Genomic DNA, 25,803 nt, shown 5'->3' with positions numbered 1-25,803 from the left:
CGTTGACCGGGCAGCCGGGTACAAACAGGAGTGACCCTGGTGAAAAATTATTACGATATTACGCTGGCGCTGGCAGGTATCTGCCAGTCGGCTCACCTGGTGCAGCAGCTGGCGCATCAGGGAAACTGTCCGGCTGAGGCGCTGGATACGTCTCTGCGAAGCGTGGTGGATATGAATCCGGGCTCCACGCTGGCGGTATTCGGCAATGATGAATCCAATCTGCGCTTTGGTATAGAGACGCTGCTGGCGGTACTGAACAGCAGCAGCCGCAAGGGTGCAGGCGCGGAGCTGACCCGCTACCTGCTGAGCCTGATGGTGCTTGAGCGCAAGCTGAGCGCCAATAAAAATGCACTCGACGAGCTGGCTTCGCGTATCGCACAGCTGGACCGCCAGCTGGCGCACTACGAGTTAACCTCTGATACGCTGCTCAGTGCGATGGCGGCTATCTACGTCGACGTGATAAGCCCGCTTGGCCCGCGTATTCAGGTCACCGGTTCCCCGGCTGTTCTGCAAAACAGCCAGATCCAGAGTAAAGTACGTGCCGCGCTGCTGGCCGGAATCCGTGCTGCCGTATTGTGGCATCAGGTCGGCGGCGGCAGGCTGCAGCTGATGTTTTCACGCAATCGCCTTGCCAGTGAGGCAAAGCGCATGCTGTCCCGAATGGACGAGTCTTCACTCTAAATTTTTTGTTAACCTTTTCAGGAGTTGCACTGATGGAATTATCCTCTCTGACTGCCGTTTCACCCGTGGATGGCCGCTATGGCGACAAAGTCAGCCCGCTGCGCGGCATTTTCAGCGAATTCGGCCTGCTGAAATTTCGCGTAGAGGTTGAAGTTCGCTGGCTGCAAAAGCTGGCCGCCTGTGCAGAAATTGGAGAAGTTCCTGCATTTGATGCCGACGCAAACGCTTTCCTTGATGAAATTGTTGCCAGCTTTAGTGAAGATGATGCCGCACGCATCAAAACCATCGAGCACACCACCAATCATGATGTCAAAGCGGTTGAATACTTTCTGAAAGAAAAAGTGGCCTCTCAGCCCGCCCTGCATGCGGTATCCGAATTTATTCACTTCGCCTGTACCTCCGAAGATATTAATAATCTCTCCCACGCGCTGATGCTTGAAACCGCGCGCCGCGAGGTGATCCTGCCTTACTGGCAGCAGATTATCACCGCCGTGAAGGCGCTGGCCGTCGAGTATCGGGATATCCCCCTGCTCTCACGTACCCATGGTCAGCCTGCCACGCCGTCAACGCTGGGCAAAGAGATGGCCAACGTCGCTTACCGCTTTGAGCGTCAGCTGCGCCAGCTGGAACGCATTGAGATACTGGGCAAAATTAACGGCGCGGTCGGTAACTACAACGCCCACATTGCCGCCTATCCGGAAGTGGACTGGCACCAGCTCAGCGAAAGCTTTGTGACCTCACTGGGCATTACCTGGAACCCCTACACCACGCAGATCGAACCGCACGACTACATCGCGGAACTCTTTGACTGCATGGCGCGATTCAATACCATCCTGATCGATTTCGATCGTGACGTCTGGGGCTATATCGCGTTGAATCACTTTAAGCAGAAAACCATTGCGGGTGAAATTGGCTCCTCCACCATGCCGCATAAGGTCAACCCCATCGATTTCGAGAACTCCGAAGGCAACCTGGGGCTGGCCAATGCGGTAATGCAGCACCTGGCCAGCAAACTGCCGCTTTCCCGCTGGCAGCGCGATCTGACCGACTCTACCGTTCTGCGTAATCTGGGCGTGGGCATCGGCTATGCGCTGATAGCCTATCAGTCGACGCTGAAAGGTATCTCCAAGCTTGAAGTCAACCGTGACCGGCTGCTGGATGAGCTGGACCATAACTGGGAAGTGCTGGCCGAGCCCATTCAGACCGTTATGCGTCGTTATGCCATTGAAAAGCCTTATGAAAAACTCAAAGAGTTGACGCGTGGCAAGCGCGTTGATGCCGAAGGCATGAAAACCTTTATCGACAGCCTGGCGCTGCCGGAAGAGGAGAAAACCCGCCTCAAAGCCATGACGCCAGCCAACTACCTTGGCCGTGCCATTCAGATGGTCGATGATTTAAAATAAGTCTGCTCTTCGGGCCGCTTCAGGGCGGCCCACGTTAACCTGCTGTTTATTCGCTTTCACCTATACTCTTCAAAGAATAAAATAAGGCTCTGGGGCCGCTCACATCATATATAAAGGATATCCGTTATGCGCGTACTGGTCGTGGAAGATAACCCTCTGCTCCGTCATCATCTTGCCGTCCAGCTGCGGGAGTTAGGTCATCAGGTTGATGCAGCAGAAGATGCCAAAGAGGCGGACTATTTCCTCAGTGAACACACGCCTGATATCACGCTGGTGGATTTAGGATTACCTGACGAAGACGGCATGACGCTGATTCGCCGCTGGCGGGGAGAAGAGGTGAAGCAGCCGATTCTGGTACTGACCGCGCGTGACGGCTGGCAGGCGAAGGTTGAAGCGCTGGAAGCCGGTGCCGATGACTACGTGACCAAGCCCTTCCATATTGAAGAGGTGGTCGCCCGCATGCAGGCGCTGATGCGTCGTAACAGTGGGCTGGCGTCGCAGATTATTACCATCGCCCCTTTCCAGGTCGACCTCTCGCGTCGTGAACTGACCATAAACGATCGGTACATTAAGCTGACCGCCTTTGAATATACCATTATTGAAACGCTGATCCGGAATGCGGGCAAGGTGGTCAGCAAAGACTCGCTGATGCTCCAGCTCTATCCTGATGCCGAACTGCGTGAGAGTCATACGATCGACGTTCTGATGGGAAGATTGCGTAAGAAGATGCAGGCAGAGCATCCGACCGACGTGATAACTACCGTCCGGGGCCAGGGCTACCGGTTCGATCTCTAAGCCGATGACCCACTTTCGTCCTAAAAAACCTTTCTCACTGCGGGCGCGCTTTCTGATGGCTACCGCAGCGGTGGTGCTGATCCTCTCGCTCTCCTACGGGATGGTGGCGGTATTTGGCTATGTGGTGAGCTTCGATAAAAATACCTATCGGGTGATGCGCGGTGAAAGTAATCTCTTTTTCACCCTGGCGCAGTGGCACGATGGCAAACTGACCATCGCTAAGCCGGAGACCCTCTCTCTTAATTTTCCCACTCTGGTGTTTATCTACAATGAGAAGGGCAAGCTGCTCTGGCAGCTGCGCGACGTGCCTGAAATCCGCGATAAAATCAAACGTGAATGGCTGAAGCGCGCGGACTTTTATGAAATTGATACCGATAACAGCACCAGCCGTCAGGCATTAGGCGATAACCAGGAAGCGCAGAACAAACTGACCGCCTATGATGACGATAATAACGACACCTTTACCCACTCCGTGGCGGTTAACCGCTATGAGGCGACGCCGACCCTGCCCGCACTGACCATCGTGGTGGTGGACTCGATTCCACAGGAGCTTCAGCATTCCGACGTCGTCTGGTCCTGGTTCAGCTATGTGCTGCTGGTCAACCTGCTGCTGGTTATTCCCCTGCTGTGGCTGGCCGCCCACTGGAGCCTGCGCCCTATTGGCACGCTTGCCAGTCAGGTTCGGGAGCTGGAGAGCGGCAATCGGGATACGCTTGACCCACTGCCGCCGCAGGAGCTCAAAAGCCTGGTGAGGAACCTGAACCTGCTGCTGGACAATGAGCATCAGCGCTACACGCGCTATCGCACCACGCTAAGCGACCTGACGCACAGCCTTAAAACCCCGCTGGCGGTGCTGCAAACCACGCTGCGTTCGCTGCGCGGCAACCTGACGATTGAGCAGGCCGAACCTATTATGCTGGAACAAATCAGCCGTATTTCCCAGCAGATTGGTTACTACCTGCACCGCGCCAGCATGCAGGCCGACCACAACGTGCTGAAGCGTGAACTGCACTCGGTGCCCGCCCTGCTGGACAGCCTCTGCTCTGCACTGAATAAAGTTTATCAGCGCAAGGGCGTGTCGCTAACGCTGGATATCTCCCCCGAGGTCACGTTCGTTGGCGAACAAAATGACTTTATGGAAGTGATGGGCAATATCCTTGATAACGCCTGCAAATATTGTCTGGAGTTTGTGGAAATCAGCGTGATGCAAACCGAGGACCAGCTGCATCTGATTGTCGACGATGACGGGCCAGGGATCCCCGAAAGCAAGCGCTCGCTGATCTTTATTCGCGGCCAGCGGGCGGATACCCTGCGTCCCGGCCAGGGGCTGGGCCTCTCGGTCGCCCGGGATATACTGGAGCAGTATGCCGGAGACATCATCGCGACCACCAGTGAACTGGGTGGCGCGCGCATGGAAGTGATCTTCAAGCGGCAGGAAGTGCTGCATGATGATGAATAGTTGCTGCTCTCCCCGCGCGGTGGCAAATGCGTTTCCCCGCCCCTGCCCGGGGCTGTTATAATCGAACAAATTCAGCTTTCAGGAAATGTCATTATGGCGTATCAGCTCGACCTCAACTGGCCCGATTTTATTGCACGCTACTGGCAGAAACGCCCGGTTGTGCTTAAGCGCGGCTTCAAAAACTTTGTCGACCCGATTTCTCCGGATGAACTGGCAGGCCTGGCGATGGAAAGTGACGTTGACAGCCGTCTGGTCAGTCATCAGGACGGGAAATGGCAGGTGGGTCACGGTCCATTTGAAAGCTACGATCATCTGGGTGAAAACAACTGGTCGCTGCTGGTACAGGCCGTTGACCACTGGCATGAGCCTTCTGCCGCCCTGATGCGGCCGTTCCGCTTCCTGCCCGACTGGCGCATCGACGATCTGATGATTTCGTTCTCCGTCCCCGGCGGCGGTGTGGGTCCCCATCTTGACCAGTACGATGTGTTTATTATTCAGGGCACCGGCCGCCGTCGCTGGCGCGTGGGCGAGAAGGTGGCGATGAAACAGCACTGCCCGCATCCCGATCTGCTCCAGGTCGAGCCTTTCGACGCCATTATTGATGAAGAGATGGAGCCGGGTGATATCCTCTATATCCCACCAGGATTCCCGCATGAAGGTTACTCACTCGAAAATGCCATCAACTACTCCGTTGGCTTTCGCGCCCCCAGTGGCCGTGAGCTGATCAGCGGTTTCGCGGACTATGTGTTGTCAAATGAGCTTGGCAGCTATCGCTTTACCGATCCTGACGTCCCGGCACGTGATAACCAGGCAGAGATCCTGCCGGAAGAGATTGATGGTATCCGTAAAATGATGCTGGATGTGGTGAATCAGCCGGATCAGTTCAATCAGTGGTTTGGCGAGTTTATCTCCCAGTCGCGCCACGAACTGGATTTCGCCCCGCCGGAGCCGCCGTATCAGCCTGATGAAATTTATGATGCGCTGCAGCAGGGTGATTCTCTCTCACGCCTGGGTGGACTGCGCGTCGTACAGATTGGGCATGCGGTCTTTGTGAACGGTGAAAAGGTTGAATCGCCGCACCGCGAGGCGCTAAAGGTACTGGCCAGTCAGCATACCCTTAGCGCTGAAGCGCTCGGAACCGCACTCGACGATCCCTCTTTCCTGGCCCAGCTTTCCGCACTGGTCAACTGCGGCTACTGGTACTTTGGCGAAGAAGAGTAACGGCAGTTTGGGGTACCCGCCGCGTTGATATCACGCCTTCCGGCTAAAACGCCGGTCTGGGTACCCGCCGCGTTGTATTAAGCATCCCGGCCATAAAGGCGGTATGGGTACCCGTCCCGTTGTATTATCATCCCGGCCATAATGGCGCTCTCAGCGTATAAGCACCGATTTAACGACGGCGCAACACAGCACCGTCGGTAAACGGGAAGCGTAAAACAGGTCGGGCGCTACTGCCCGGCATACTTTTCTGCGGTCAGCGCGGCGATACGGGTAATGACCGTTACCGCCTTCTCCATATTATTCAGCGAGGCAAACTCATGTTTGCCATGATAGTTATAGCCACCGGTAAACAGATTCGGGCAGGGTAAGCCCATAAAAGAGAGGGCTGCACCGTCGGTTCCTCCGCGAATGGGCTTAACATCGGGTTCGATATCACAATCGCGTATCGCCTGTAGCGCGATATCAATAATATGATGATGCGCCTCCACCTTTTCCCGCATATTGAAATAGCTGTCGTCAAATGACACTTCAATATGACAGGGCTGATGCAGCGTTTGCGTTAATCTGTCCGCAATTTCCTTCATCACCGCTTTACGCGCCTTAAACGTGTCGCGACTGAAATCACGGATGATGTAGTTCATTTCGGCTTTATCCACGCCCCCTTTAATGCCGTGGAGATGGTAAAAACCTTCATAGCCTGAGGTATGCTCGGGAACCTCTTTCTCCGGCATGGCGGCATGAAAACGCATCGCTAAATCCAGCGCATTGACCATCACGCCCTTTGCCGTACCGGGATGGACGTTGTTACCAGTAATTTTTACCGTGGCAGAAGCGGCGTTGAAATTCTCATATTCAAATTCACCTATACCGCTGCCGTCGACGGTATAGGCCCATCGCGCACCAAAGGCATTCACGTCGAAACAGCGGGTGCCCTTCCCGATTTCTTCATCCGGGGTAAAGGCCACGCAGATATCACCGTGGGGAATATTCTCATCCTGCAGGCGTGCCAGCGCGGTCATAATCTCTGCCACGCCGGCTTTATCGTCGGCACCGAGGAGCGTTTTACCGTCCGTGGTGATTAACGTATGCCCGATCAGGCTGTGCAGCACGGGGAACATCACCGGCGAAAGGGATTCTTCGCCGTTACCCAGCGCAATGTCGCCCCCGCGATAGTTCTCAACAATCTGCGGATTAACGTTCTTAGCCGTGAAATCCGGTGAGGTGTCCATATGCGCGATAAAGCCAATGGCCGGAACGGGCCAGGAAACGGTAGACGGCAGAGTGGCCATAACAATGCCGTGTTCGCTAAGGGTGACATTGCTCAGGCCCAGCGCCTCCAGCTCATCCTTCAGTACCCTCGCCAGCGTCCACTGCCCCTCCGTGCTGGGAACCTGCCGCACGTGACTCTTTGACTGGGTGTCACAGGATACATAATTTAAAAAGCGATCGAGTAATCTGTTCATCTGCCGTCCCTCTGAATGCCAGTGCTTATTATCGGAAACTTATTTTACAAAGTATTGCGTCAGGTCAGTCGGGTGTGAGTTTATTTCTTCATATTCACGCCTGCTGTAACACCTTTGCCGGTTAAACCCTTATTCCGGGCGATCTAAGCGCAGCGGATAGTGTATCAGGCTGTAAAAGCGCACCCTTGCCTGCGTCTGATTATGATAACGGTGGGGTCGGTCAGCCGCAAAGCGCAGCGCCTCACCGGCCACCAGCCTGTACCCGTGGTCATCAACGTTAAGCATCAGCGTCCCTTCCGTCACCACCACATGCTCAATCACCCCCCTTTCGTGAGCCGCCGATTCACTGATCCCGCCCGGTGCCAGCTCAACGGTCAGCATGTCTAATCCCAGGGTTTTGTCGTAAGGAAACAGGGAGGCAGCCTGCATGGTAGCGCTGCGCTGCTGCCACAACGGTAATTTCTCACTGCGCAGCACCGTCGCGGGAGGTGCGCAGGGCCCGATGCCTGAAATAAACAGCGAAAAAGGCGCATTAAAGCCGGTAGCAATTTTCCACAGGGTTGCCACCGTGGGGCTGGATTCACCCCGCTCTATCTGGCCCAGCATGGCTTTACTGACGCCGGTGCGCAGCGCGGCTTCGCTGAGACTCCATGCACGTTCTGTGCGCAGGGATTTTAGCGTCTGACCGGGTTCAGGGTAGCCCTCGTCCATTTCTCCTCCACAACTCTTCCACATCTCTTCCAGATCGGGCAAAAGCATAACGGCTTCCCGGAGCTGGCGCACGTCGCCTTCCCGATTAAGCGGTCTCGCCCGCACGGTTAAGCTGTCACGGCCTCTTTATTTTACCTGAGACTAAAGGGGACGCCGCTCTGAGGGAAATGATTTTATTGCAGGTCAAAAATTTTTTCGGTCAAGCCACCCGCGCCGCAATGACCTGAATGAGCGTTAATCTTGTGCGTTAATCTTGTGCGTTAATCTTGTGCGTTAATCTTGTGCGTTATAACGCACAATGATAGCTTGTGTCTCATCCCAGTGCTAATCCGAGGTCAACATGCGCCCAGAGTTGTCGCTTCGCCATCTGACGATACCGGCGATGAGTGCCGGATTTGTCGCCGTGCTGGTGGGTTATACCAGTTCCGCCGCTATTATTTTCCAGGCCGCAGGCGCGGCGGGTGCCAGCGAACTCCAGACCGGCGGCTGGCTGACCATGCTGGGGCTGGCAATGGGTGTAACGTCGCTGGGGCTTTCACTCTGGTATCGCGCCCCGATCCTTACCGCCTGGTCGACGCCGGGGGCCGCCCTGCTGGTCACCAGTCTGCCGGGAACGCCACTCGACCAGGCCATTGGAGTGTTTGTGTTTGCTGCCGGATTAATTTTCCTCTGCGGCGTCACCGGTCTGTTTGCCCGGCTGATCGGTCATATCCCACAGGCCATTTCAGCAGCCATGCTGGCGGGGATCCTGCTGCGATTTGGGCTGGACGCCGTGGGGGCGCTGAAGCTGAACTTTACGCTGACCGCCAGCATGTGCCTGGTCTGGCTGCTGTCACGACGCTACCTGCCCCGCTATGCGATAGTGATAACCCTGCTGGCGGGTTTAGCGATCGCGGCGGCGAGCGGCGAGATCCATTTTTCTTCTCAGCCGATTCGCTTAGCCATGCCGCAGTTTATCGCGCCGCACTTTACCCTGTCGACGCTGCTGGGTATCGGCATCCCTTTTTTCCTGGTCACCATGGCCTCGCAAAATGCGCCCGGTATCGCTACCCTCCAGGCTGCGGGCTATCCGGCTCCCGTCTCTTCATTAATGAGCTGGACCGGCCTGACCGCCCTGCTCCTGGCCCCGTTTGGCGGCTTTACCGTCTGCATCGCAGCCATTACCGCAGCAATCTGCATGGGCCCGGATGTGCATCCCGATCCGCAGCGCCGCTACTGGGCTGCCGCCTGCGCGGGCTTCTTCTATCTGCTGGCCGGGCTATTTGGCGCGGCCATCGGGCAGCTGTTTAGTGCCCTGCCGCCCGCGTTGATTCATACCCTTGCCGGGCTGGCGCTGCTGGGTACCCTGGCAGGCAGCCTGCAGCGCGCCGTGGCGAATGAGAAACAGCGTGAAGCGGCGGTGATTACCTTTCTGATCACCGCCTCCGGTCTGACGATGCTGGGAATAGGTGCGGCCTTCTGGGGGCTGGTCGGCGGCGTGCTGTGCCATCTGATCTTCTCCCTCCCCGGCCTCGGGAGAGGTCAGAATTAATCCACCCATTCGATGCCCTGCCTTCTACTCCACCAAATGACACGCAACAAAGTGCTCCCGCGCAACCTGCCGCAGCACGGGAGGTTCCCGACGGCAGAGAGCCGTTGCCAGTGGGCAGCGGGCAGAGAAGCGACACCCGGAGGGAGGACGTGAAGGATCGGGGATCTCGCCCTGGACTATCGCTGTTGGTTCACTGCCCGGGTCCAGCGTGGGTACCGCCGCCAGCAGCGCCTGCGTGTAGGGGTGCAGCGGCTGGCTGAACAGCGCGTCACGGCTGGCGGTCTCCACCAGCTGGCCAAGATACATTACCGCAACGTCATCGCACAGATGCTCGACCACGCCGAGATCGTGGGAGATAAACAGAAAGGTTACACCGCGCTCATCGCGCAGATCGGAAAACAGATTGATAATCTGCGCCTGAATCGAAACGTCCAGCGCCGAAATGGGTTCATCGGCAACAATAAAATCCGGATTGAGGATCAGTGCACGGGCAATGCCGATGCGCTGACGCTGACCGCCGGAGAACTCATGCGGAAAACGGTCGTAATGTTCGGGGGCGAGGCCGCAAACTTTCATGACATCAATCACCCTGTCATACAGTGCCGCACGGGTGCAGAGCTTGTGCTCCAGCATCGCTTCACCAATGGCGTCGCCGACGCGAATGCGCGGGTTCAGCGAGCTGTAAGGATCCTGAAACACCAGCTGTATCTTTGGCCGCAGCGCGCGCAGCTCCGCCTGCGACAGCGTCTCTGTCTCCTGCCCGCGATATTTCACGCTGCCCGCCGTTTTGTCATACAACCCCAGCAGCGTGCGGCCAACCGTGGTTTTACCGCTTCCTGACTCCCCCACCAGCCCAAAAATCGTCCCCTGCCGGATACGGAAACTCACACCATCTACCGCGCGGAGCTGCCCGGTTTCCCGGCCAAACAGCCCGTCGCGCAGCGGGAAGTGCTTTTTCAGCCCTTCCACTTCAATAACATACTCGGCGTTCATTCTGCTGGCTCCGCTAACGCACTGTGGAAACAGGCTGCCTGTCGCACCTGTCTGACCGACCCCTGCACCTCTCCGCCCGGCTGTCGCGCCTGTCTGAGCAACTGTGGCGCCTGTCTGACCAACTGTGGCGCCTGTCCAACCAAAGGAGGAATGCCGCGACGACAGCGCGCGGTTGCCCGGTCACAGCGGTCCACGAAGGCGCAGTAAGGTGGCAGTGCGGCCAGATCCGGCACCTGACCGGGGATCGAGTAGAGCCGCCGCCGCCGTTCTCCCGGCACCGGACGCGAGGCGATAAGTCCCCGGGTATAAGGATGCAGCGGGTTACGCAGTACTTCAGCGGTGGGTCCCTGCTCGACGATACGTCCGGCATACATCACCACTACCTGCTCCGCCATCTGTGCGATAACGCCTAAGTCATGGGTGATCAGCATCAGCGCCATCCGGTGTGCCCGCGCCTGGTCTCGCAGCAGCTGCAGGATTTGCGCCTGTACGGTCACATCCAGCGCGGTGGTCGGCTCATCGGCAATCAGCAGCTTCGGCTTACAGCTCAGCGCCATGGCGATCATTATGCGCTGGAGCATACCGCCGGATAGCTGATGTGGGTAGTCGCGCATCAGCTTCTCCGCCCCCGCCAGCCCCACCTCAGAGATCAGCCGCGTCGCCTGCTGCCAGGCGGCTTTGGGCGACGCTGCGCGGTGGCGGATTAGCGGCTCGCACAGCTGTTCGCCAATCGTCAGCACCGGATTCAGGGCGCTCATCGGCTCCTGAAAAATCATCGCCAGCTCGTTGCCACGCAGATCGGCCATCTTTGTAGATTTGAGCCGCAGCAGATCGCTGCCCTGGAAGCGAATCTCGCCGCCGTCGATGCGCGCCGCCTGAGGCGGCAGCAGACCCATAAGCGACAACGCGGTGACGCTCTTACCGCAGCCCGACTCACCCACAATGCCGAGAGTCTGCCCGGCATTGAGCGAAAAGGAGACCTCCTGCACCGCCCGTACGCGGCCCTGCCCGGCGGCAAACGAGACGGATAACCGGTCAAAAGCGATCAGCGGCGCGCTCACTTCAGACTCCTTTTCATCTTCGGATCCAGCGCATCGCGCAGGCCATCGCCCAGCACATTAATGGCGATGACGGTGATAAAAATGGCGATACCCGGCGGCATCCACAGCCACGGGCGGCGCTGAAAATCGATCAGGCTGTTGGCCGCATCCATCATATTGCCCCATGAAGGCATCGGCGGCACGACGCCAAGCCCCAGATAGCTCAGCGCGGATTCGCTAAGAATGGCATTCGCCACCGCCATGGTTGCCATGACCACCAGAATCGGGACAGTGTTGGGCAGCAGATGTCCAAACAGACGGCGGCGCGATGAGAGGCCAAGGATGCGCGTCGCCAGCATAAAATCGCGCTCGCGCAGGGAGAGGATCTGCCCGCGCACCAGCCGCGCCAGCTTTGGCCACTCCAGCAGGCTTAACATCACCACCACCATATAGATACGCGAATCCGGTGAGAAATCGAGTTCCGAAAGCATCGCTCCGGCCACAATCAGCAGCGGCAACCCGGGAATGGTCATCACCAGGTCTGCCAGCCGCATAATGATCTTATCGGTCAGACCGCCCGCATAGCCTGATACCGCACCGAGCAGATAACCAAGCGTCACGGAGAGCAGCATGGTGAGCAGGCCGATAATCAGCGAGATACGGCCGGCCATCAGCAGACGGGTATACACGTCACGGCCGAGAAAATCCGTCCCAAGCCAGTGCGCGGCGCCGGGCGGTTTATTGATCATTAGCGCATCGGTGGCATCATCCTGCCACGGTGACCAGAGCGGGCCGAGTACGCACCAGACGGCCATCACAGTCAGTAATAACAGGCACAGCATCGCCAGCGGGTTCCGGCGCAGCGCGTGCCAGGCCTGATGCCATGGGGAGGGCGTCACCTGTGCCAGCATCGGTAATTCCGCTTTACGCAGGCGGCGACCGGTTGAAAATAACGAACTGAGCATCACGACCTCACACGAATGCGCGGGTCAGCCCACGCGTAAAGCACGTCGGCAATCAGGTTGCCGAGAATGGTTAATACCGCCAGAAACAGGGTGAAGCCCATCAGCACCGGGTAATCCCGGGCGGCCAGCGAGTCGATATGGATATGCCCGGCACCGGGCCAGTTAAAGACCTTTTCCGTAATAATGGCGCCGGAGAAGAGTCCGGGCAGTTCAAACCCGAGCAGGGTAATCACCGGCAATAGCGCATTGCGCAGCGCGTGACGGAAGATCACCGTGCGTTCGCGCAGTCCTTTGGCGCGTGCGGTGCGGATAAAATCCATCTTCACCACGTCCAGCATGCTGGCGCGAAAATAGCGCGTCAGGCTGCCCGCCTGAAGCATCACCAGCGCTACCACCGGCAGCGCCAGGTGTGCAGCCACCTGCATGACCCACGCCCAGCCGGTCGCGTCGCTGCCGGTATTCGTCATGCCACCCACCGGAAGCCAGTGCAGATCGACGGCAAACCATTTAATAAGCAGCAGGCAGAGGAAAAAGGTGGGGAACGACATGGCGGCGAAGACCAGGATGCTGACCAGATGGTCGAACAGCGAATTGGGTTTCATCGCCGACGCAACGCCGACCGTAAGCCCGATGCCCCAGTAAAGCACCAGCGCAACGATCGCCAGCAGGAAGGAGTTCCAGATGTACTGATCGAGCAGCTGACTGACCGGGATCTGATATTGCAGCGAGAAGCCCAGATCTCCGCGTACCAGCTGAGCAAGCCAGTGCAGATAGCGGCTGAACAGCGGCTGGTCGAGGCCATAAATAGCCTTCAGCTCTGCGGCGCGGGCGGCGGTAAGCGTGATATTGCCATCAATAAAGTCGCCGGGGGTTTTCGCAAACAGCATAAAGATAATAAATGAGGCGAGTAGCAGCATCGGCAGCGTTTGCAGCAGTCGCCGCAGAATAAAATTTCTCATCACGTTTTCCAACAGCCGCCGGAACGCCCGGCGGCCGCGACAGAGAGGGGTTATCGGGTGATTTTCACATCCGGCAGGCTGCCGGTGAGCCCGTTATAGATATCGGGTTTAAAGCCGCTGACCCTGGCGCTGCTTGCCGAGAGGATCTGCCGGTAGCCCAGCAGGATCGCCGGCGGATCGGCTGCCAGCACCTGGTATAGCTGATGATAAATGGGTTTACGTTTATCAACGTCCAGCACCGCATTACCCTCGCCGATAAGCTTGTCGACCTGCGGATTGTTATACCCGGACTCTTTCGCCTCGGTACTGTAGAAGTCCCAGACGCCGTCGTGGGGGTCGTTCAGCGTACTGGTACTGAAAGAGGCCAGGTCATAGTTACCCGCTTTGCGCTGCGCCATCAGCGCATTGAAATCCACCACCTGCGGCTTCAGCAGCACGCCAATCTGCCGCCAGTTCTCTTTAGCAATAGGGATCAGCGCATCATTAAGCACTTTCTTGCTCACCAGCAGCGTCAGTTCCAGCCGCTTACCCGCTTTAACGCGAATACCGTCGGGTCCCGGCTTCCAGCCCGCCTCATCCAGCAGCCTGCTGGCCTGCGCCGGGTCGTATTTATAGGGATTTACCCCCTGGGTGTCATAAGCCCAGGAGATCGGCGCAATGGGTTCATTAGCTACCCTGCCGTAGCCCTGATACACCACATCGATCAGCTTCTGACGGTCCAGCCCGTAGATCAGCGCCTGACGCACTTTCACCTCCTGCAGCGCCGGACGTCGAACGTTGAATTCCACCTTGCTGTAATCACTTGAGCCGTACAGATTTATATTGGCAAAGCCGAGCAGCTTCAGCTGCTCTATATCATCCGGACGCGATGTGAACGCGTCGTAGTCGGTTTCGCCAGTCTGGAACAGCTGGAAGTTGGTAGAGGGATTCGTAACACGATAGATAAAGCGCGGCGTGGGTGGCGTACCGCGATAAAAATGGCTATTGGCGTGAAAGCGGATCTCCTGACCGGGAAGGTATTTATCGTAGACGTAAGGCCCGTTGCCCAGCGGTTTGCCGTGCAGAGTCCGCAGATAATCCAGATTACCGCGCTGATAACCTTTGCCGTACCAGGCTTTGGACAGCACCGGCCCGCCGATCTTTGCGAGCGTGGTAGCACCTGGCTGGGTGGTAGTGACCTGTAACGTCAGCGGGTCAATCACCTTCAGGCCACTGACGCTGTCGGCCTTACCGGCTTTATACCCGGCGCCACCGGCAATATTGGCGAGGGTGATATCGGTATCCCCATCATAGTGCGGATCGTATAGCACGGTGAGGGTAAAGGCGACGTCAGCAGCGGTGAGCGGAGAGCCATCGCTGAAGGTCAGGTTCGGGCGCAGTTTGATGGTATAGACTTTATTATCAGGACTGACGGTCCAGCTTGCTGCCAGCCCCGGCACCAGCTTACCCTGGCTGTCCCAGTCAATCAGACGGGAGAAAATCACGTTGGTGACGTTCTCGTCCCAGCCGTTAACAAAAAAGTAGGGATTAAAAATCCCCTGAGGTTCGGAGATACCGGCGACCACGGTATCTTTACGCTGCTCTGCCGCCGCCGGGATCTGGCTGGCATCCGTTGCAGGCGTGACCCCCTCCCTGAGTATCTCATCGGCGTTTGCAATGGAAGAGAAAGCCATCATGCCGCTGAGCAGCGCGATATTCATTGCTGACGTTACGCCCGCTGGTTTTATTTTTAATCTGGTTAGTAACCCGTTCAAAACTGTTCCCTCATCAAATAATTGCCTGTTGAAATGACAAATAATGACGAAAGATAAGAGTCGCCTCCGTTCCTGTCTAACAACGAAAGCGTATGACTTATAGCAATATATCCTTAGTAAATAGGTGGCAAAGCAATGCTGAATTCATGCTAAAGCCTGGGTGCACCGCAGTTAATTGCCTTTCTTTTGCGGGAGAAAATTGCCGGAAAGAGTATATGCACGCTAAACACAGGGCCGCATTTTTTTGCATCATAACAGCGGAATATTTACTCTAACACTCCGTATGGAAAGCCCTGTCCCGCTGTAAGCGATCGGCCTGAGAGGTTGTTCAGCCTGTACGGCAGATTAATCAAATTCATTGAGGTTAACTGTTAATTAGCATTTATCCCCTGACATCATAATAAGGATCATTACGATGAAAAATAAAAAAACCTCCGCCCTTCTCCCTTTTATATTTCTTTTTCTTTCGGGCTGTTCCCACTATAGCGTATCAACGGAAAAGCTCTCCGAACTCTCAGAAACTGATTTATGCATCGCCCTGGGCGAAAGAAATAATACCGGGTCTGAGGTGCTGAGGATAACAGAAGAGATTGAAAAGCGGGGAGACAAAATCAGTTCGGAAAAATGTTACTTACTCTCTCACAAAGCCATGCGTTCATCTTCAGACATTACCGTTGAACCCTATGCCGAACGTAAATATAACACGACAGAGTATGACTATAAGAAAAGACGCTGGGTCACAAAACCCTATACCGATGAAGCCGGACTGACCATTAGTATTCCCGACCGCTAAGGTTCCCTGCTTAACCGGGTTGCCTGATACACCACGCCCTGATATACCACGCAGATAAGCCGTGACGCCTCTAACTGGCGCCCCGGTTCGGGCATTGATGCACGCGGCAACCTGCGGGTGAGCGCTCAGGCAGCAACCTGCCTTTACGCGCTCAAACTTCAGCGCAGCAGGCTGGCTTTATCGGGAGTCCAGCCTGCCGCGTATAATAAGCCGAATTATTTGCCGATCTTGTCCAGCAGGCTACGGACAAAAGCCGGTACGACCTCGCTGGCCAGGCCATACTCTTTGTCCTGAAATTCACTGCCCACCTGGCTTGGCTCAAGATTCAGCTCTACGGTGTGCGCGCCCTGCAGTTTCGCCTCGTGCACAAATCCCGCTGCCGGATAGACATGACCGGAAGTGCCAATGGCGATAAAATAATCGGCCTTGCCCAGCGCGTCGTAAATTTCATCCATCTGCAGCGGCATCTCACCAAACCACACCACGTGCGGGCGCAGCACGGCAGGAAACTGACAGCAGTGGCAGCGGTCATCAGGCTTGACGTCCTCAGCCCAGTGCAGCAGCTGGCCGCTGCTGACGCAGCGCACTTTAAGCAGCTCGCCATGCATATGAATGATATTGCGGTTGCCCGCCCGCTCATGCAGGTTATCGATATTCTGCGTAACCAGCAGGAAATTGTCCCCCAGCGCAGCTTCCAGCTCGGCCAGCGCCAGATGGGCGGCATTGGGCTGGATCTCAGGCTGCTGAAGCTGGCGACGACGGGCATTGTAGAAATTCTGCACCTGCTGCGCATCGCGGGCAAAGCCCTCCGGCGTGGCTACGTCTTCCACCTTGTGGTCTTCCCACAGGCCATCGGCAGCGCGAAAGGTGCGGATACCGGACTCAGCTGAGATCCCGGCGCCGGTCAGAACCACCACGCGAGGCAGAGGATGACGGGCGATTTCCAGCGTGCGATCGCGTTCAAAGATGCGCTGGCGAAAGCGCTGGTGCACCTGGCGTCGGGTTTTCTTGTAACGTGCCAGCCTCAGCCGGCGACGGGGTGTTCGCATCATAATTTCTTGATCCTTAACGTGCAGACGTACGCGCAACCGCGCACGCCTGAGGCCTGATTCCCGTTTATTGACCGCTCAGCACGCGGGCGGGGTCGATGCGGCTGGCGCGGCGGGCCGGATACCAGCTGGCAATCAGGCTGAGTACCAGCGAGGTGACCAGCACAATAGCCACATCCAGCCAGTGAACCTCGGAGGGCAGGAAGTCGATAAAATAGATATCGCCCGACAGAAAGTGATAACCGGTTAAGGTTTCAAGCCCGCGAATAATCGGCGTGAGATTAAACGCGGCCAACACGCCGACCACCACGCCGCTTACGCTGCCCACCAGCCCGGCCATCAGACCGTACCAGACAAATATTGCCCGAATAAGACCATCCTTTGCGCCCAGGGTGCGCAGCACGGCGATATCCCCGCTCTTATCCTTCACCGCCATCACCAGCGTGGAGACGATGTTAAAACAGGCCACGCCAATTACCAGCACCATCGCCAGATACATAATAGCGCGGATCATCTGAATATCGCGGTACATGTAGCCATAGGTGCCAATCCAGCTGCGGATATAGACGTAGGAGTGGGTCACCTCCCCCGCGTCGCGCACCAGCTTTTGAGCGTTGAAGGGATTATCCATTTTAAGCGCAATGCCCGTGACGTTGTCACCCATCCCCAGGTACTGCTGGGCATCCGCCAGCGGCACCAGCGCAAGGCTGTGATCGAGCGCGCCGCTGAGTGCCAGTATACCGCTGACCTGTAAACGCACGCGTTTAGGCTGCAACAGCTTGTGACCGGGATCGCTATTAGGGATCATAATCGAGAGCCAGTCACCCTGTTTGACCTTCAGGCTTTTTGCCACACCCTGCCCGAGAATAATTTGCTGCTTACCCGCCGCGAAGCTGCTCCATGCGTTATTTTGTACATACGAGGGCAGCGCACTCAGCCGGCTCTCCTGCTGCGGGTCGACGCCTTTAACCTGCACCGCCTGTAGCTTTGCTCCGCTTTCAATCAGACCGGTAAAGTTAATATAGGGCGCTGCGGCGGCAATGCCGTTCACCTCAGCGATTTTCGGCAGCAGGCTCTGCCAGCCGGTAAAGGGCTGATTCACCGGCTCGATCTCACCGTGGGGCACCACCGCCAGAATGCGGTTGTTGAGCTCCCGCTCAAAGCCGTTCATCGCGCTCAGCCCGACAATCAGTACCGCCACGCCCAGCGCAATACCGACCGTGGAGATAACCGATATCAGCGAAACCATGCCGCTACGGCGGCGACCACGGCTAAAGCGCAGTCCAAGAAGAAGAGAGAGCGATCCCATCAGCGCGTTCCTGCCAGCGTGACATGCTCGCTGAGCTCACCGTCGCGCATTTCCATCTGCCGGGTCAGGCGTTTCGCCAGGTTAAGATCGTGGGTGACGACCAGGAACGCGGTCCCCTGACGCACATTCAGTTCGCCCAGCAGGTCGAAAATGGCATCGGCATTGCGCGCGTCCAGGTTACCCGTCGGCTCGTCCGCCAGAACCAGCCGCGGATTATTAACCAGCGCGCGGGCAATCGCCACCCGTTGACGTTCGCCGCCGGAGAGCTCAGAGGGGCGATGCGCCGCACGTTTTTCCAGGCCAACGGCCGCCAGCATTTCGCGCGCCTTACCCTCGGCCTCACTCTGACTGGCTTTGCCAATCAGCAGCGGCATGGCGACATTTTCCAGCGCGCTAAAGTCCGGCAGCAGATGGTGGAACTGGTAGATAAAGCCGAGTTCGCGATTGCGTAACTCCGCTTTTGCTGCAGATGAGAGCACATTCAGTGAGCGGTCATTGAATACCACCTCTCCCGAGGTGGGCGTATCCAGCCCCCCCAGCAGGTGCATCAGCGTACTTTTACCGGAGCCGGAGCTGCCGACAATCGCCGTCAGCTCACCGGGAGCCATATTGAATGAAACGTTACGCAGCACGTCAGTCTGAACCGTTCCTTCCTGATAGCGTTTGCACAGGTTTTTGCACTGCAACAACATCGGGTTACTCATAACGTAAAGCCTCTGCGGGTTGAACGGCGGCCGCGCGCCAGGAAGGATAAAGCGTTGAAAGCAAGGCAACCACCATCGCGGAAATCACAATGGTCACTACCTGCGAAACAGAGATCTCCACCGGCAGCGCCGCGCCGTCGAGGAACGCGCCAATTAGCGGCATCAGATTATTCAGCTGGCTGGCCAGCAGCACGCCAAGCAGCGCGCCAAGTACCGAGCCAACGATGCCTGCCGTTGCGCCCTGCACCATAAACACCATCACAATCTGGCGACGGGTCAGACCCTGGGTCTGCAGGATCGCCACTTCACCCTGCTTTTCCATAATTAACAGCCCCAGCGAGGTGATAATGTTAAAGGCGGCCACGGCGACAATCAGGCTGAGCAGTAGCCCCATCATATTTTTTTCCATCCGCACGGCCTGGAACAGCTCGCCTTTGCGCTCGCGCCAGTCTTTCCATACCAGACCTTTGGGCAGCGTTTGCTGACTGAGCGTATCCACCTGTAGCGGTTTATCCAGCCACAGGCGCCAGCCGGTGATGTTTCCTGCCGGATAGCGCATCAGACGCGATGCGTCCTGCTGGTTCACCAGAATCTGATAGCCATCGACCTCGCTGTTTGCCGCGTAGGTGCCGGCAACCGTAAACAGGCGCTGGCTGGGCAGTCGGCCCATTGGCGTAAACTGGCTGGCCGAAGGCACCATCAGGCGGATCTGCTCACCGCGCTTCACGCCGAGCTGGTTCGCCAGCTGCTCACCCATAATGACGTTGTACTGACCGGGCTGGAGCACGGTCTGGCTGACGTTAACCAGCGAGGGCGTCAGCGGGTCCGGCTCATCGGGATTGATACCGAGCATCACCCCCACTCCGACGCTGCGGGCGCTTTGCAGGACCACGTCACCGGTGGTGAGCGGCGCGATGCGGCTGACGCCCTGTAGCTTTAGCTCACTGACGGGCGTTTGCTGGGGATTGATCGATCCCGTGTCGGACGCAATGAGCGCCTGCGGCATCAGGTTCAGGGTGCTTTTTTCCAGCTCGTGCTCAAATCCGTTCATCACCGAGAGTACGGTGACCAGCGCCAGCACCCCCAGCGTGATGCCGATGGCCGAAAGCCAGGAGACAAACCGCCCAAAGCGGTCTGAAGCTCGTCCGCGCATATAGCGCAGGCCAATAAATAACGCGACAGGTTGATACATGTATTCCGTCTTTTAGCGAATCGATGGCGAAAAGTGATCGAAGATAATAAAGGTTAGCCGGGCGTTATGGAACCTCTAAGCCGCTGAGCGGGCTGCTTTGTTTTGTCAGCAAAAACAACAGAGATGTCTGGCACACGCCAGGCGAACAAAAATTATGCGCTATTTGCGTGATTAACCAGCAATAACCAGCGTAAACTTATAAAACCCCTCTGAAAGAGAGGGTATGACGCGAGCGGGAAACGGGGTCGAAGAGCGGAATGGTGAGGGGTAAAGATGTCAAAATATCCTAAAGGCAGCATCGTCAGGCATAAAACGGGAGAAATTAAGGGACTGGTGGTTAACGTCTTTGAACAGGGTGCCGCCCCGGCGGGCTACTACGTTAAATGGGACGATGGGAATCACAGCTATCATGCCGAAAATGAACTGGTGTGGGCAAATATTGACCGACCCAGAATGCACTACACCCAACAATCTCCAAAATAGAGGTATACTCCGGTGAGCTGAATCGGGAACACTGCCTGTGTCCCGCTCTCCCTACTGCGAAGAGACTGCCTGAGAGATTATGCCTGAACAGAGTCGATATACCCTGCCCAAGAAAGCCGGTGACCAGCGTCAACTGGGTCAACTGACCGGCGCCGCCTGCGCAGTAGAATGCGCAGAAATTATTGAACGTCATGCTGGCCCGGTGGTGCTGATTGCACCCGATATGCAAAATGCGCTGCGCCTGCTTGATGAGATCAAACAGTTCACCGACCAGCCGGTTATCAGCCTGGCAGACTGGGAGACGCTGCCCTTCGACAGTTTCTCTCCGCATCAGGATATTATCTCCTCGCGGCTCTCCACCCTTTACCACCTGCCTGCCATGACCCATGGCGTTCTGATCCTGCCGATCAATACGCTGATGCAGCGCGTTTGCCCGCACAGTTTTCTGCACGGTCACGCGCTGGTAATGCAGAAAGGGCAGCAGCTTTCACGCGATACGCTGCGCAGTCAGCTGGACCAGGCGGGCTATCGCCATGTTGATCAGGTGATGGAGCACGGGGAGTATGCCATTCGTGGCGCACTGCTCGACCTCTATCCGATGGGCAGCGAACAGCCCTACCGCATTGATTTCTTTGATGACGAGATCGACAGCCTGCGTCTGTTTGACGTCGACAGCCAGCGCACGCTGGAAGAGGTCGCGGCGATTAACCTGCTGCCTGCTCATGAATTCCCCACGGACAAAGCGGCCATCGAACGGTTCCGCAGCCAGTGGCGCGAACATTTTGACGTCAGGCGTGAAGCTGAGCATATCTATCAGCAGGTCAGTAAAGGCACCCTTCCCGCCGGGATTGAGTACTGGCAGCCGCTGTTTTTCGAGCAGCCGCTGCCGCCGTTATTCAGCTATCTCCCCGCCGGGACGCTGCTGATCAATACCGGCGACCTGGAAGGCAGTGCGGACCGTTTCTGGCATGAGGTAACGGCCCGGTTTGAAAACCGTCGCGTAGACCCAATGCGCCCTCTGCTGCCGCCCGAATTGCTCTGGATGCGTACCGATGAGCTGTTCAGCGAGCTAAAAAAATGGCCGCGCATGCAGTTCAAAAGCGAAGCGCTACCGGAAAAAGCCGCCAATACGAACCTGAACTATCAGACGCTGCCCGATATCGCGGTGCAGGCCCAGGCTAAAGCACCGCTCGATGCGCTCCGTCAGTTCCTGGAGTCGTTTAGCGGCCCGGTGATTTTTTCCGTGGAGAGCGAAGGACGTCGCGAAGCGCTTCAGGAGCTGCTGGCCCGTATCAAAATTTCTCCACGCGCGATCGCTGCGCTGAGTGAAACCGGGCCGGGCGGGCACTATCTGATGATCGGGGCCAGCGAACACGGCTTTGTTGACGGCCTGCGCCATCGGGCAGTGATCTGCGAAAGTGACCTGCTCGGCGCGCGCGTCAGTCGCCGTCGTCAGGACAGCCGCCGCACCATCAATCCAGACGTGCTAATCCGCAACCTGGCCGAGCTCCATCCCGGTCAGCCGGTGGTGCATCTGGAACACGGCGTCGGGCGCTATATGGGGCTGACGACGCTGGAAACGGGCGGAATTACCGCCGAGTATCTGATTCTGACCTATGCCGGCGATGCGAAGCTCTATGTACCGGTTAATTCGCTGCACCTGATCAGCCGTTATGCGGGCGGCGCCGATGAAAATGCACCCCTGCATAAGCTGGGCAGCGACGCCTGGTCACGCGCACGGCAAAAGGCGGCGGAAAAAGTCCGCGACGTGGCGGCAGAGCTGCTGGACATATACGCGCTGCGCGCGGCGAAAGCGGGTTTTGCCTTCAAACATGACCGCGAGCAGTATCAGCTGTTCTGCGAGAGCTTCCCGTTTGAAACCACGCCCGATCAGGCCCAGGCGATCAATGCCGTGCTGAGTGATATGTGTCAGCCGCTGGCAATGGATCGGCTGGTTTGCGGCGACGTGGGCTTTGGGAAGACTGAAGTCGCCATGCGTGCGGCTTTCCTGTCGGTTGAAAACCACAAGCAGGTGGCGGTACTGGTCCCCACCACCCTGCTCGCTCAGCAGCACTATGATAATTTCCGCGATCGCTTCGCCAACTGGCCGGTACGCATAGAGATGCTGTCCCGATTCCGCACCGCTAAGGAGCAGACGCAGATTCTGGAAGAGGCGCGGGAAGGCAAGATCGATATCCTGATTGGCACCCATAAGCTGCTGGCCAGCGAACTGAAGTGGCGCGATTTAGGGCTGCTGATTGTCGATGAGGAGCACCGTTTTGGCGTGCGCCACAAGGAGCGCATTAAGGCGATGCGGGCCGATGTCGATATTCTGACGCTGACGGCCACGCCGATCCCGCGTACGCTGAATATGGCGATGAGCGGCATGCGTGACCTCTCGATTATCGCCACGCCTCCGGCGCGTCGTCTGGCGGTAAAAACCTTCGTGCGTCAGTATGACGATTTAGCCGTGCGCGAGGCGATTCTGCGTGAGGTGCTGCGCGGCGGTCAGGTTTATTATCTGTATAACGACGTTGAGAATATCGAGAAAGCGGCGAACCGTCTGTCGGAGCTGGTGCCTGAAGCTCGCGTTGCCATCGGGCACGGCCAGATGCGCGAGCGGGATTTGGAACGCGTGATGAATGATTTCCACCATCAGCGTTTTAACGTGCTGGTTTGTACGACCATCATTGAGACCGGAATTGATATTCCGACTGCCAATACCATTATTATCGAGCGCGCCGATCGCTTCGGTCTTGCCCAGCTTCACCAGCTGCGCGGGCGCGTAGGTCGCTCACACCATCAGGCCTATGCCTGGCTGCTGACGCCGCATCCAAAAGCGATGACCGGCGATGCTCAGAAGCGGCTGGAAGCCATCGCCTCGCTGGAGGATTTAGGGGCGGGCTTTGCGCTGGCTACCCACGATTTGGAAATTCGCGGCGCGGGCGAACTGCTTGGCGAGGATCAGAGCGGCCAGATGGAAACCATTGGCTTTTCTCTGTATATGGAGCTGCTGGAGAACGCCGTTGATGCGTTGAAGGAGGGCCGGGAGCCTTCGCTGGAGGATTTGACCAACGGCCAGACGGAGGTCGAGTTGCGTATGCCGTCTCTGCTGCCGGATGATTTCATTCCCGACGTCAGTACCCGTCTGTCATTCTATAAGCGCATTGCCAGCGCCGGGGAAGAAGGCGCTCTGGAAGATTTGAAGGTGGAGCTGATCGATCGCTTCGGTCAGCTGCCGGATGCCGCCCGTAATCTGTTGGACATTGCGGCGTTGCGTATGGTGGCGAAGCAGCTGGGTATCCGCCGCATCGAGGCGAGCGAGAAAGGCGGTTTCATCGAGTTTGCCGAGAAGAACCGGGCCGATCCCGGCTGGCTTATTGGGCTGTTGCAGAAGGAACCAAAACACTGGCAGCTGGATGGCCCGTCGAAGCTGAAGTTTATCCGCGATCTTGGTGAGCGTAAGGCACGAATGAAGTGGGTGCGGGAGTTTATGGGGCAGATTCTGGCGAATGCAGCCTGATTGGAGCTGATGCTCCGGCTAGTTGTATGGGCTGCCATTTCTGCTCTGCCGGTGGGTAAGCCCTGCATTTACCGGCTAGTTGTGCGGGCTGCAATTTCTGCTTTGCCGGTGGGTAAGCCCTGCATTTACCGGCTAGNAGGCTTTGCCTGGTGCCTTTGGCTCCGACTCCAGGCCGGACGGCCCGGTCGCGAGCGGGCATCCCTGCCCGCCGCTCCCTGAGGGCAGCGTCCCTGCTGCCCTCGCCTGGCCATTCGTCTCTGCCGCAGCGCTGCGGAATGCCCGTCAACCACAGGGCTTACCCACCTTTCAGGCTACAGAGTCGCTTTCAATAGAATCCCGGCCTTTATCATGCACCTGCGCTACATCAGCCAAACCCTGTTAATACGCAGGCTTCTGAGTCGCTTTAATTGTCCATGACTTACCCCGGAGAAAGCCAGAGGACTCTCAGTCATACTTTTTTCATCTGGTTTGCGTGATTACTTTGCTTTCAATCTGGGCGATATATTCCATCACTACCCACGTTGCTGTTACTTATAAACCAGCCAGGCGAATATGTCTGAAAGCGCCGCCCTTCCTACACGCTTATGCACAATGCTGACTGTGGTTTTGTTTATCGTTTTATTTATAAAGGCGGCTCTAAAGCCCGAGAGGTGGATAATCCCAGCCATTGCCGTGCATTCCGCAGCGCTGCGGCGTAGATGGAAGGCCAGGCGAGGGCAGCAGGGACGCTGCCCTCAGGGAGCGGCGGGCAGGGATGCCCGCTCGCGACCGGGCCGTCCGGCCTGAAGTCGGAGCCAAAGGCACCACGCGTAGCGTGGCGTGAGGACGCCCGGCAATGGCTGGGATTATCCACCGACACCGCAGACACCGCAGCTTACATAACCAGCCTGCAAACGCCGGGACTACCCACCCACACAGCAGGTATCCCAGCCTGCACAGCCAGTTTCTGAGCCGTTATTACGCTTTATCGTTCAGGATAAGCTGACCATTACTGTCCAGTGGGATACGCGTACCGGGATCGTTATCCATGCGGACTTTGCCCTGCTGGCTACCGATCTTATAGGTCACATCATAACCCATCATCTTTTCCTGCTTATCGTAAACCGTCTTGCAGCGCTGTTCGGTAGTGGTATAGGTATCTCGATCCTGCAGCGCGCCCTGCGCCTGATTACCGCCATAGCCACCCGCCAGCGCACCGGCAACGGTTGCCACGCTGCGGCCACGACCGCCACCAAACTGATGACCCAGCACGCCACCGGCGACGGCGCCCAGAACGGAACCGGCAATGCGGTTTTCATCCTGAACCGCACGACGGTGGGTCAGCGTAATATTCCGACACTCCTGACGTGGGTTTTTAGAGGTCTCTTTAATCGGGGTAGCAGAAAGCACCTGTGCGTACTGAGGACCACGGTCAAATACGTTCATACTCGCTACCGCTGCCACACCCAGTGCAGCCGCCACGCCAATCCCGATACCCGCCAACATTGATTTATTCACAGGACACCCTCCTGAAATTGTTACCGCGCATTCTTTCCTTCTGCACAATCTCGTTGCAGGAGTTTGTACTCGGCGTGCGCGACGCGCCGTGGTATTGCATTGAATTGTGCGCATCAGGACCAGATGTGACAATAAGAATACCGGACGAAAAGTAACGGTTTGACATAAGTAAAAGCTTTTAAGAGTGTTCTGACTGGCAGGCGCGTGGAATAGGTGAACCTGAAAGGCTCAGGGTGGACGCGCCACCCTGAGTTTTACTACATGGCGTTCAGCAACAG

21 protein-coding genes are annotated in these 25,803 nt (G+C 57.2%); 9 read left to right on the top strand and 12 right to left on the bottom strand.

The genetic code is table 11. The annotated features are described in order from the left end of the window. Positions 1-36 precede the first annotated feature (36 nt). The 5 genes from hflD to A1830_RS06235 all read left to right on the top strand — a co-directional run bounded on the left by hflD (position 37) and on the right by A1830_RS06235 (position 5,559). On the top strand, positions 37-681 hold the full coding sequence (gene hflD, locus A1830_RS06255) for a high frequency lysogenization protein HflD (RefSeq protein WP_067703725.1): 645 nt from the start codon (positions 37-39) through the stop codon (positions 679-681). 32 nt (positions 682-713) lie between these two features. Further along, positions 714-2,084, top strand: coding sequence for an adenylosuccinate lyase (purB, locus tag A1830_RS06250; protein ID WP_067703278.1), 1,371 nt, complete (start codon positions 714-716; stop codon positions 2,082-2,084). Between the two features lie 126 nt (positions 2,085-2,210). Further along, entirely contained in the window at positions 2,211-2,879 is a 669-nt protein-coding gene (phoP, locus tag A1830_RS06245; protein ID WP_067703275.1) for a two-component system response regulator PhoP, read from the top strand. A 4-nt stretch (positions 2,880-2,883) separates the two neighbouring features. Beyond that, positions 2,884-4,338 (top strand): two-component system sensor histidine kinase PhoQ, encoded by a 1,455-nt coding sequence (gene phoQ / locus A1830_RS06240; RefSeq protein ID WP_067703273.1) that lies wholly within the window; start codon positions 2,884-2,886, stop codon positions 4,336-4,338. Positions 4,339-4,431: 93 nt separating this feature from the next. Beyond that, positions 4,432-5,559, top strand: coding sequence for a ribosomal protein uL16 3-hydroxylase (locus A1830_RS06235; protein ID WP_067703270.1), 1,128 nt, complete (start codon positions 4,432-4,434; stop codon positions 5,557-5,559). Between the two features lie 227 nt (positions 5,560-5,786). Here A1830_RS06235 and pepT read toward each other — a convergent pair whose 3' ends face one another. Together pepT and A1830_RS06225 are read right to left on the bottom strand one after the other, a co-directional pair. Beyond that, positions 5,787-7,022: a peptidase T gene (gene pepT / locus A1830_RS06230; protein WP_067703267.1), complete on the bottom strand. Its 1,236-nt coding sequence runs from the start codon at positions 7,020-7,022 to the stop codon at positions 5,787-5,789. Between the two features lie 129 nt (positions 7,023-7,151). Beyond that, entirely contained in the window at positions 7,152-7,733 is a 582-nt protein-coding gene (locus A1830_RS06225; protein WP_067703264.1) for a helix-turn-helix domain-containing protein, read from the bottom strand. Between the two features lie 340 nt (positions 7,734-8,073). On the opposite strand from A1830_RS06225, the gene A1830_RS06220 reads away from it, so the two are divergent. Then, the gene (locus A1830_RS06220) at positions 8,074-9,264 is read left to right on the top strand and encodes a benzoate/H(+) symporter BenE family transporter (protein WP_067703261.1); all 1,191 of its coding nucleotides are present in this window, start codon (positions 8,074-8,076) and stop codon (positions 9,262-9,264) included. A gap of 24 nt (positions 9,265-9,288) precedes the next feature. Here A1830_RS06220 and A1830_RS06215 read toward each other — a convergent pair whose 3' ends face one another. The 5 genes from A1830_RS06215 to A1830_RS06195 are packed head-to-tail and all read right to left on the bottom strand — an operon-like array spanning position 9,289 to position 14,921. Then, entirely contained in the window at positions 9,289-10,257 is a 969-nt protein-coding gene (locus A1830_RS06215) for an ABC transporter ATP-binding protein (protein WP_067703259.1), read from the bottom strand. Then, the gene (locus tag A1830_RS06210; RefSeq protein WP_082804103.1) at positions 10,254-11,318 is read right to left on the bottom strand and encodes an ABC transporter ATP-binding protein; all 1,065 of its coding nucleotides are present in this window, start codon (positions 11,316-11,318) and stop codon (positions 10,254-10,256) included. The genes A1830_RS06215 and A1830_RS06210 overlap by 4 nt, the downstream gene beginning before the upstream one ends. Continuing rightward, positions 11,315-12,262, bottom strand: a complete 948-nt coding sequence (gene opp4C / locus A1830_RS06205; protein WP_067703256.1) for an oligopeptide ABC transporter permease — start codon at positions 12,260-12,262, stop codon at positions 11,315-11,317. Before opp4C ends, A1830_RS06210 begins: the two co-directional genes overlap by 4 nt. Next, positions 12,262-13,221: an ABC transporter permease gene (locus tag A1830_RS06200; RefSeq protein ID WP_067703254.1), complete on the bottom strand. Its 960-nt coding sequence runs from the start codon at positions 13,219-13,221 to the stop codon at positions 12,262-12,264. Before A1830_RS06200 ends, opp4C begins: the two co-directional genes overlap by 1 nt. A 50-nt stretch (positions 13,222-13,271) precedes the next feature. Continuing rightward, positions 13,272-14,921 carry an ABC transporter substrate-binding protein gene (locus A1830_RS06195; protein WP_067703251.1) on the bottom strand — a complete coding sequence of 550 codons (1,650 nt, stop codon included), beginning with the start codon at positions 14,919-14,921 and terminating at the stop codon, positions 13,272-13,274. Between the two features lie 469 nt (positions 14,922-15,390). Here A1830_RS06195 and A1830_RS06190 point away from each other — a divergent pair, with 469 nt between their 5' ends. After that, entirely contained in the window at positions 15,391-15,768 is a 378-nt protein-coding gene (locus A1830_RS06190; protein ID WP_067703248.1) for a hypothetical protein, read from the top strand. A gap of 215 nt (positions 15,769-15,983) precedes the next feature. On the opposite strand, the gene cobB is transcribed toward A1830_RS06190, so the two are convergent. The 4 genes from cobB to lolC form a co-directional block, all read right to left on the bottom strand. After that, positions 15,984-16,817, bottom strand: coding sequence for a Sir2 family NAD+-dependent deacetylase (cobB, locus tag A1830_RS06185; protein WP_067703723.1), 834 nt, complete (start codon positions 16,815-16,817; stop codon positions 15,984-15,986). A 67-nt stretch (positions 16,818-16,884) separates the two neighbouring features. Continuing rightward, on the bottom strand, positions 16,885-18,129 hold the full coding sequence (lolE, locus tag A1830_RS06180) for a lipoprotein-releasing ABC transporter permease subunit LolE (protein WP_156484944.1): 1,245 nt from the start codon (positions 18,127-18,129) through the stop codon (positions 16,885-16,887). Further along, on the bottom strand, positions 18,126-18,830 hold the full coding sequence (gene lolD / locus A1830_RS06175) for a lipoprotein-releasing ABC transporter ATP-binding protein LolD (RefSeq protein ID WP_067703244.1): 705 nt from the start codon (positions 18,828-18,830) through the stop codon (positions 18,126-18,128). The genes lolE and lolD overlap by 4 nt, the downstream gene beginning before the upstream one ends. Continuing rightward, a complete protein-coding gene (gene lolC, locus A1830_RS06170) occupies positions 18,823-20,022 on the bottom strand; it encodes a lipoprotein-releasing ABC transporter permease subunit LolC (RefSeq protein ID WP_067703242.1) in 1,200 nt (399 codons plus the stop codon). The genes lolD and lolC overlap by 8 nt, the downstream gene beginning before the upstream one ends. 273 nt (positions 20,023-20,295) lie before the next feature. Between lolC and A1830_RS06165 the strand changes: the two genes are divergently transcribed. Continuing rightward, positions 20,296-20,505, top strand: coding sequence for a hypothetical protein (locus A1830_RS06165; RefSeq protein WP_067703237.1), 210 nt, complete (start codon positions 20,296-20,298; stop codon positions 20,503-20,505). Positions 20,506-20,584: 79 nt separating this feature from the next. Next, entirely contained in the window at positions 20,585-24,028 is a 3,444-nt protein-coding gene (mfd, locus tag A1830_RS06160) for a transcription-repair coupling factor (protein ID WP_067703234.1), read from the top strand. 957 nt (positions 24,029-24,985) lie between these two features. Here mfd and A1830_RS06155 read toward each other — a convergent pair. After that, the gene (locus A1830_RS06155; RefSeq protein WP_067703231.1) at positions 24,986-25,525 is read right to left on the bottom strand and encodes a glycine zipper 2TM domain-containing protein; all 540 of its coding nucleotides are present in this window, start codon (positions 25,523-25,525) and stop codon (positions 24,986-24,988) included. Positions 25,526-25,803: the final 278 nt, after the last annotated feature.

The sequence above is a fragment of the Erwinia sp. ErVv1 genome, from assembly GCF_900068895.1.
Classification (GTDB): Bacteria; Pseudomonadota; Gammaproteobacteria; order Enterobacterales; family Enterobacteriaceae; genus Erwinia.
This window is presented reverse-complemented; position numbering and strand designations above follow the sequence as displayed.

What these genes read in the sequence shown, in the direction of transcription:
- purB (WP_067703278.1), top strand. Translation starts at nt 714, where the DNA reads ATGGAATTATCCTCTCTGACTGCCGTTTCACCCGTGGATGGCCGCTAT.
- phoP (WP_067703275.1), top strand. Translation starts at nt 2,211, where the DNA reads ATGCGCGTACTGGTCGTGGAAGATAACCCTCTGCTCCGTCATCATCTT.
- phoQ (WP_067703273.1), top strand. Translation starts at nt 2,884, where the DNA reads ATGACCCACTTTCGTCCTAAAAAACCTTTCTCACTGCGGGCGCGCTTT.
- A1830_RS06235 (WP_067703270.1), top strand. Translation starts at nt 4,432, where the DNA reads ATGGCGTATCAGCTCGACCTCAACTGGCCCGATTTTATTGCACGCTAC.
- pepT (WP_067703267.1), bottom strand. Translation starts at nt 7,022, where the DNA reads ATGAACAGATTACTCGATCGCTTTTTAAATTATGTATCCTGTGACACC.
- A1830_RS06225 (WP_067703264.1), bottom strand. Translation starts at nt 7,733, where the DNA reads ATGGACGAGGGCTACCCTGAACCCGGTCAGACGCTAAAATCCCTGCGC.
- A1830_RS06220 (WP_067703261.1), top strand. Translation starts at nt 8,074, where the DNA reads ATGCGCCCAGAGTTGTCGCTTCGCCATCTGACGATACCGGCGATGAGT.
- A1830_RS06215 (WP_067703259.1), bottom strand. Translation starts at nt 10,257, where the DNA reads ATGAACGCCGAGTATGTTATTGAAGTGGAAGGGCTGAAAAAGCACTTC.
- opp4C (WP_067703256.1), bottom strand. Translation starts at nt 12,262, where the DNA reads ATGCTCAGTTCGTTATTTTCAACCGGTCGCCGCCTGCGTAAAGCGGAA.
- A1830_RS06200 (WP_067703254.1), bottom strand. Translation starts at nt 13,221, where the DNA reads ATGAGAAATTTTATTCTGCGGCGACTGCTGCAAACGCTGCCGATGCTG.
- A1830_RS06195 (WP_067703251.1), bottom strand. Translation starts at nt 14,921, where the DNA reads ATGAATATCGCGCTGCTCAGCGGCATGATGGCTTTCTCTTCCATTGCA.
- A1830_RS06190 (WP_067703248.1), top strand. Translation starts at nt 15,391, where the DNA reads ATGAAAAATAAAAAAACCTCCGCCCTTCTCCCTTTTATATTTCTTTTT.
- cobB (WP_067703723.1), bottom strand. Translation starts at nt 16,817, where the DNA reads ATGCGAACACCCCGTCGCCGGCTGAGGCTGGCACGTTACAAGAAAACC.
- lolD (WP_067703244.1), bottom strand. Translation starts at nt 18,830, where the DNA reads ATGAGTAACCCGATGTTGTTGCAGTGCAAAAACCTGTGCAAACGCTAT.
- lolC (WP_067703242.1), bottom strand. Translation starts at nt 20,022, where the DNA reads ATGTATCAACCTGTCGCGTTATTTATTGGCCTGCGCTATATGCGCGGA.
- A1830_RS06165 (WP_067703237.1), top strand. Translation starts at nt 20,296, where the DNA reads ATGTCAAAATATCCTAAAGGCAGCATCGTCAGGCATAAAACGGGAGAA.
- mfd (WP_067703234.1), top strand. Translation starts at nt 20,585, where the DNA reads ATGCCTGAACAGAGTCGATATACCCTGCCCAAGAAAGCCGGTGACCAG.